3 protein-coding genes and 1 pseudogene are annotated in these 5,915 nt (G+C 51.7%); 3 read left to right on the top strand and 1 reads right to left on the bottom strand.

The genetic code is table 11. The features are described from left to right. Positions 1 to 30 precede the first annotated feature (30 nt). Positions 31 to 2,751, bottom strand: coding sequence for a preprotein translocase subunit SecA (secA, locus tag A918_RS0111805; RefSeq protein WP_022711270.1), 2,721 nt, complete (start codon positions 2,749 to 2,751; stop codon positions 31 to 33). A gap of 393 nt (positions 2,752 to 3,144) precedes the next feature. Between secA and A918_RS0111800 the strand changes: the two genes are divergently transcribed. The 3 genes and pseudogenes from A918_RS0111800 to A918_RS0111785 form a co-directional block, all read left to right on the top strand. After that, complete coding sequence (locus A918_RS0111800; RefSeq protein WP_033316079.1) at positions 3,145 to 4,071, top strand: peptidylprolyl isomerase; 927 nt, start codon at positions 3,145 to 3,147, stop codon at positions 4,069 to 4,071. Positions 4,072 to 4,367: 296 nt separating this feature from the next. Then, complete coding sequence (gene argJ / locus A918_RS0111790; RefSeq protein ID WP_022711269.1) at positions 4,368 to 5,609, top strand: bifunctional glutamate N-acetyltransferase/amino-acid acetyltransferase ArgJ; 1,242 nt, start codon at positions 4,368 to 4,370, stop codon at positions 5,607 to 5,609. After that, positions 5,606 to 5,915, top strand: a pseudogene (locus tag A918_RS0111785) (GNAT family N-acetyltransferase); the annotation flags it as partial. The gene argJ and the pseudogene A918_RS0111785, both read left to right, overlap by 4 nt.

The following is a 5,915-nucleotide window of genomic DNA, read 5'->3' as shown; positions in this document are numbered from 1 at the left end:
CGGTTGTTCTTTATCAATTTATATTATCGTTTAAACAAAAGCGCCGTGGCAATGTTTGAACTTCTTACCGGAGCCGCAAGGGCAGGCTTCGTTACGGGCAACACGACCCCATGTCGACGGATCAGCCGGATCACGGTCTGCCGGATCAACAAAGCGGTCGCTGTCTGCCAAACGCGGGCCTTCAGAACCTTCGCCGAAATCATCTTCACCGGTGGTGCCGTCAATATGGTGACCATGCATTTCAGGCAGTTCCGGCTGCGGTTCTTCACGCATGATTTCCACGCGCATCAGCTGCGATGTCACAACTTCACGCAGGTTGGACAGCATGGCCTGAAACAGTTCAAAACCTTCGGTCTTATATTCGTTCAAAGGATCGCGCTGGGCATAGCCGCGGAAACCGACAACGGAACGCAGATGGTCAAGATTGACCAGATGCTCGCGCCACAGATTGTCCAGAGACTGCAGGATAACGGATTTCTGCACATAGGCCATGATCTGCGGGCCGAAGCGCTCTGCACGGTCAGCAGCAGCCTTATCAGCAGCTTCCTTGATACGCTCTTCGATCTGCTCTTCGGCAATGCCTTCTTCTGCCGCCCATGCATCCACCGGCAGGTCGAGATTGAGGACTTTGAGTACCTCTTCCTTCAACTCCGGCACACGCCATTGTTCGGCATAGGCATTTTCAGGAATATGCGCACGCACCATATCCTCGATCACTTCATGGCGCATTTCATCGACCGTTTCAGTCAGATCTTCTGCATCCATCATTTCCAGACGCTGTTCGAAGATCACCTTACGCTGATCATTCATCACATCATCATATTTGAGCAGGTTTTTGCGGATTTCAAAGTTGCGGGCTTCGACCTTTTTCTGAGCCTTTTCCAGCGCTTTGTTGATCCATGGATGCACAATGGCTTCGTCTTCTTTAAGACCGAGCTTCTGTAGCATGCTGTCCATACGGTCAGAGCCGAAAATGCGCATCAGATCGTCCTGCAGAGACAGGAAGAATTTCGACTTGCCCGGATCGCCCTGACGGCCGGAACGACCACGCAGCTGGTTGTCGATACGACGGCTTTCGTGACGCTCTGTCGCCAGAACGTAAAGACCACCGGCAGCCAGTGCCTGTTCTTTCTTCTGAGCGATATCCGCTTTGATTTCCTGAATTTTGGCATCGCGCTCAGGACCGGCAGGTACATCCGCCAGTTCCACCTTCACGCGCATTTCCAGATTGCCGCCGAGCTGAATATCGGTACCGCGACCGGCCATATTGGTCGCAATGGTGATCGCGCCCGGAACACCGGCCTGCGCAACAATATAGGCTTCCTGCTCGTGATAACGGGCATTCAGAACCTGAATATTCTTCACGCCGTCTTTTTTCAGACGTTCAGCCAGAATTTCGGATTTTTCGATGGAAGTTGTACCAACCAGAACCGGCTGGCCTTTTTCGTGGGATTCACGAATATCGCGGATGATGGCTTTATATTTTTCATCAACCGTACGGTAAACTTCATCATCGGCATCAATACGGGCAACCGGCAGATTGGTCGGGATGGTTGCAACATCAAGGCCGTAAATATTGCCGAATTCTTCCGCTTCCGTTGCCGCTGTACCGGTCATACCGGCCAGTTTTTTATACATACGGAAATAGTTCTGGAAGGTGATCGAAGCCAGTGTCTGGTTTTCCGGCTGGATCGTTACTTTTTCTTTGGCTTCCAGTGCCTGATGCAGGCCTTCGGAATAACGGCGGCCCGGCATCATACGACCGGTAAATTCGTCGATGATGACCAGTTCGTCATTACGGACGATATAGTCCTTGTCGAGCTGGAACAGCTTATGGGCGCGCAGGGCGTTGTTGAGGTGGTGAACAACAGCCACATTCTCAACATCATAAAGGCTTTCGCCCTTCAGGTGGCCTGCAGCTTCCAGCAGTCTTTCGATCTTTTCTGTGCCGACTTCGGTGAAGATCGCAGTCTTCTGCTTCTCGTCAACTTCGTAATCTTCCGCCTCAAGCTGCGGAATGAAAGTATCGATCAGTGAATAGAAGTCTGAGCGGTCTTCCAGCGGGCCGGAAATAATCAGCGGGGTACGGGCTTCGTCGATCAGGATCGAATCAACTTCGTCGACGATGGCGTAGTTATGTTCGCGCTGCACCATCTGGGCGCGCTCATATTTCATATTATCACGCAGATAATCGAAGCCGAGTTCGTTATTGGTTGCGTAGGTAATATCGCAGGCATAGGCCTCGCGGCGCTGATCGTCATCAAGGCCATGAGCAATCACGCCGACAGTCAGACCGAGGAAGTTGTAAAGCACGCCCATGGTCTGCGCATCGCGGGTGGCGAGATAGTCGTTGACTGTCACGACATGCACGCCTTTGCCTTCAAGCGCATTGAGGTAAACCGGCAGTGTTGCCATCAGGGTTTTACCTTCACCGGTGCGCATTTCCGCGATGGAGCGGTCATGCAGCACCATGCCGCCGATCAGCTGCACATCAAACGGGCGCATACCAAGTGTGCGTTTCGCCGCTTCACGCACCGTGGCGAAAGCATGAGGCAGAATGTCATCCAGTGTTTTACCGCTGCTAAGCTGGGCACGGAATTCATCGGTCTTAGCCTGAAGCTCAGCATCGCTTAAGCCTTCATATTGTTTCTCAAGCGCGGTAATTTCTGCTGCGCGAGGACGAAGGCCTTTGATGCGACGCTCATTGGATGAGCCGAAAATCATACGGGCGAGACCGCCAAAGCTGACCATCGCTGGTCCTTTCTTAAATCTTCAGCCAAGTGTGTCGCCGCCTGCGCGGCGCTCTGTCATCGGCTTTATTTGTTTATGCGAGACTTATGGCAAGAAAACACGCTGTCGAAAAGACATTTCGCGCAATTTCTCTCTGGCAGCTCTCTGGACGCAAAGCCGATGGACAGATAAGAGGGGAGTGCGGCGATGTCAATGATTTGACAACAGTCATAGTCCCGAGCAATGCGATTATATACGCATAACAAAAGGGATTATTACTGCTGAAATATATATATTGTGCAGAAAATTGCCATATCGCCTAAAAACTATTCTGCTTTATCCGAATGAGAGCGAAGCAGCAAAATTCTGCCTTATTCTTGGGACGGTACTTCGTCCCCGAAGGAGAAATCACTGATGACCCGTACCCGTAAAGTCCTGATTCAGCTTGCAGCCGGTCTGCTTTTGACCACTGCTGCAGGCTCTGCCTATGCACAGGATGCCGCTACAAAGACTGAAACTGCAGCAAAACCGGCTGAAAAAGCCGATCCGAACAAAGTGCTTGCCACTGTAAACGGCGTTAAGCTGACACAGGGCGAAGTTGATCAGGCTTCGAGCGATCTGGATCCGCAGTTCTCCCGTTTGCCGGATGATCAGCGTCGTCTTGCTGCACTGGCTGCTCTGGTTGATATCAAAGTCCTGGCCGCTGCCGCGAAAACTGAAAAACTCGACGACAGTGCAGATTTCAAACAGCGCATCGAGTTTCTGAAAGACCGCGCGCTGCATAATGAATATTTCCAGACTGCAATCGTAGACAAGATCTCCGATGCAGATGTACGTGCCCGTTATGACAAGGAAATCGCAGCAATGCCTGCGAAAAACGAAGTCCGTGCGCGTCATATTCTCGTAAAGACTGAAGACGAAGCCAAAGCAATCATCAAGAAGCTTGAAGGCGGCGCTAAGTTTGAAGATCTGGCAAAAGAAAGCTCAACCGATGGTTCTGCCGCACAGGGCGGTGATCTGGGCTATTTCGGAGAAGGTATGATGGTGCCTGAATTCGAAAAAGCTGCTTTTGCACTGGAAGTCGGCAGTTACACCAAAGAGCCTGTGAAGTCACAGTTCGGCTACCACATCATCAAGCTGGAAGATAAGCGCCAGCAGCAGCCGCCTGCATTTGATGAAGTGAAAGATCAGGTTCGCTCGATCGTCATTCGTGAAAAATATATCGAAATGGTCAAGAAGCTGCGTGACGGTTCGAAAATCACTTATGAAGACGAAGCTGTTGCCAAGGCGATGAAAGAAGCTGCTGACGCACAGGATGCAGCTGCGAAAGCCGCTCAATAAGCTTACATTTTGCTTTGATGTGATTACCAATCTGGTAAGTTTAAGGCGAATTTTGATAAAAATGATCACCTGCCCTGATTATTTCGGGCAGGTGATTGCATTTTATGCCTATCCGTCATTTATTGGCCTCAACCTGAGGTGAAATGGCGGGTGATTTGATGTGCCGAGAGCATCTGAAAGGCACTCAGGATACGAGCTGTTTTATTTCGGTTAAAATTCATTGGTATTTAGCCGCATGACCCTGACGCAAAACCATTTTCAGTTTTGCCGGTAATGCTCTTATTCTTGAGGCACGCATGTCTTCTTCTGTTTCTCCGCTTGCACCAAAACATTATCCTGCCATGCCGGTGATTACCGGTGTGCGAATGGCAACTGCTGAGGCGGGAATTAAATATAAAAACCGAACAGACGTGCTGATGATGGTTTTTGATAAGCCTGCTTCTGTTGCCGGTGTTTTCACCCGCTCCAAATGCCCGTCTGCACCGGTGGATTTTTGCCGCGAGAGCCTGAAACACGGAACAGCCAAAGCGGTGATCGTCAATTCCGGTAATGCCAATGCTTTTACCGGTAAAAAAGGTCGTGAAACAACAACAGCCACAGCCAAAGCCGCTTGCGAAGCGCTGGGCTGTGAGGCGCACGAAATCTTTCTCGCTTCAACCGGTGTGATCGGCGAGCCGCTGGATGCCGGTAAATTTTCGCATCTCTTCGGCGATATGAATGCGCGTGCCGATAATAATGGCTGGCTGGAAGCGGCCAAAGCGATCATGACCACGGATACTTATCCGAAAGTGGCAACGGAAACCGTGCTGCTTGGCAGCGTGCCGGTTACGATTAATGGCATCGCCAAAGGTGCCGGTATGATCGCGCCGGATATGGCGACCATGTTGTCTTTTGTGGTGACAGATGCGCCGATCGCCTCTGATGTCTTGCAGGGACTGCTGTCCAAGGCGGTGGATTCCAGCTTCAATGCCGTGACCGTGGATAGTGATACTTCCACGTCTGACACGCTGATGCTGTTTGCAACCGGCACAGCCGCAGAGCGCGGTGCCGTTGCTGTAACATCAGCTGATGATGATCGTCTTGCAGAATTTGATCGTGCTTTGCGTAAGCTTCTGAAAAATCTGGCACTGCAGGTCGTGCGCGACGGTGAAGGCGCACGCAAAATGCTGGAAATCACCGTGAAAGGTGCGGTTTCTGACGTTTCTGCCAAGCGCATTGGTCTGTCGATTGCCAATTCCCCGCTGGTGAAAACCGCTGCTGCCGGTGAAGATGCTAACTGGGGACGTGTGGTGATGGCTGTTGGTAAGGCGGGTGAACCGGCTGACCGTGATCGTCTGGCCATCAGTTTTGGTAATATCCGCGTGGCGGTTGATGGTGAACGCGATCCTGATTATTCAGAAGCCGCGGCTTCTGCCTATATGAAGGGTGAGGATATTCTCATCACGGTTGAGCTTGGTATGGGCGAGGGCACAGCTACGGTCTGGACCTGTGATCTGACCAAGGAATATGTGGCCATTAATGGTGATTACCGGTCGTGATATCTGAAATCCGCCAGTTTGAAGAGCTTGGTTTTCATGCATGGCCCGCTTTGCAGGTCACGCATTTCGGGGACTGGGCTGTTCAACTGACACCTTACTATCCGTCAAAACGCGGCAATTCGGTCAATCTGCTGAACCCGGCGGATGATGCGGATCTGGCGCAGCGGGTGGAGGCCTGTGAAGCGCTGTTTACAGCGCAGGGCAAACAGCCGGTTTTCCGGCTGACACCGCTGGCACCGCCCGCATTGGCCGATTATCTGGTAAAGCGCGGCTATACGGCCACGGGCGCATCATCGGTTATGGCCT

The sequence above is a fragment of the Pseudochrobactrum sp. AO18b genome, assembly GCF_000409565.1.
In the GTDB taxonomy this organism is placed as follows: domain Bacteria; phylum Pseudomonadota; class Alphaproteobacteria; order Rhizobiales; family Rhizobiaceae; genus Pseudochrobactrum; species Pseudochrobactrum saccharolyticum.
Note: the sequence above shows the minus strand (reverse complement) of the source record. Positions and strands in the feature narration are given on the sequence as shown.

What these genes read in the sequence shown, in the direction of transcription:
- secA (WP_022711270.1), bottom strand. Translation starts at nt 2,751, where the DNA reads ATGGTCAGCTTTGGCGGTCTCGCCCGTATGATTTTCGGCTCATCCAAT.
- A918_RS0111800 (WP_033316079.1), top strand. Translation starts at nt 3,145, where the DNA reads ATGACCCGTACCCGTAAAGTCCTGATTCAGCTTGCAGCCGGTCTGCTT.
- argJ (WP_022711269.1), top strand. Translation starts at nt 4,368, where the DNA reads ATGTCTTCTTCTGTTTCTCCGCTTGCACCAAAACATTATCCTGCCATG.